We start from the raw sequence: 1,084 nt of genomic DNA on the forward strand, positions 1-1,084 counted from the left end.
GTACGCATCCCAACGGGCATGCCGGGTGGCAACGATCTAGCGGCGGGGGCACAGAAAAAAGAGGCGGGTACTTTATACTGACGGTAGTGACAATAAACGGAACCAGGCTTCTGCCTTGACTGCTCAGTGAGCTGGCCCACTTGTTCCGGCAGGCGCTTCTACGTTAACTATTATTGACACTAAACGCCTTACAAGGGGATAATGTCAACCATATTTAACATACTGTGCGAAACATGCCCCAGGACACAGAAAACATACTCCGGGAACTCGGGGAACGCCTGCGTCACCGCAGATTGGCCCGCCGGGACCGGCAGAGCGATATGGCGGCGCGGATTGGCGTTTCCCGCCCGACTTATAGCAAGCTGGAAAACGGTGATCCCGGCGTGGCTGTCGGCCATTGGTTAACGGTGCTGTCAGTTATTGGTAACCCGCGTGTTTTGCTCGATACCATCCCGGTTGATCTGTTTGAGATGGCCGACCAGTCCGGGCGGCGGCGTACTGGTCGTCCCAGAAAGCGATCATGAGCGATATTCGCCGGGTTTACGTCTGGATTAGACTGCCAGGTGGCAAATCATGCCCGCTGGGTGAGATCGCCACGCAAATGGACGAGGAAGGTGGTCGCATCCAGGGGCAATTCCGGTATGCAGATGACTGGCTGGATCACCCCGATGGGTTCAATATCGATCCAGCCAATCTGGCATGGGTATCGGGTCCCCAAGATGCAGGGCGCCCCCGCGAGGGTATCCATTCCGTTTTTGAGGATGCGTTACCCGATGATTGGGGACAACAAATGATGGCGGTGATACACAATCTTTCGCGCCGCCAGATGCGTTTACCCGATTTGCTGCCGCTGATGGAATACCGAGCGCTGGGTGCACTGATGTTCAGCGATACACCGGTTATCGATGAGCCGCCGGCGTCCGCGAAGGAAGCTGCGGTGGAGATGGGGAAACAATGGTATGCCGGCATGGTCAGCGGCTTTGAGCAGGAGTTGGCTGTCCGAAACGATAAACACAGGCAGAAACTGGCTGATGTGGCATCTTCGCCTGGGGGGGCGCGGCCCAAGTTCCTGTACACGGAATCG

General features: G+C 56.7%; 2 protein-coding genes. Both read left to right on the plus strand.

All coding sequences use genetic code 11. From position 1 onward, the window contains the following. The first annotated feature begins 233 nt into the window (after nt 1–233). Complete coding sequence (locus ACOCD2_RS21420; RefSeq protein WP_293649763.1) at nt 234–524, plus strand: helix-turn-helix domain-containing protein; 291 nt, start codon at nt 234–236, stop codon at nt 522–524. Next, nucleotides 521–1,084: HipA N-terminal domain-containing protein (locus ACOCD2_RS21425; protein ID WP_419602031.1), on the plus strand; the 564-nt coding region annotated here is incomplete at its 3' end. The genes ACOCD2_RS21420 and ACOCD2_RS21425, both read left to right, overlap by 4 nt.

The sequence above is a fragment of the Thiolapillus sp. genome (assembly GCF_048562965.1).
GTDB classification, from domain to species: domain Bacteria; phylum Pseudomonadota; class Gammaproteobacteria; order Chromatiales; family Chromatiaceae; genus Thiolapillus; species Thiolapillus brandeum_A.

Coding starts and splice junctions, on each gene's coding strand:
- ACOCD2_RS21420 (WP_293649763.1), top strand. CDS start 234: ATGCCCCAGGACACAGAAAACATACTCCGGGAACTCGGGGAACGCCTG.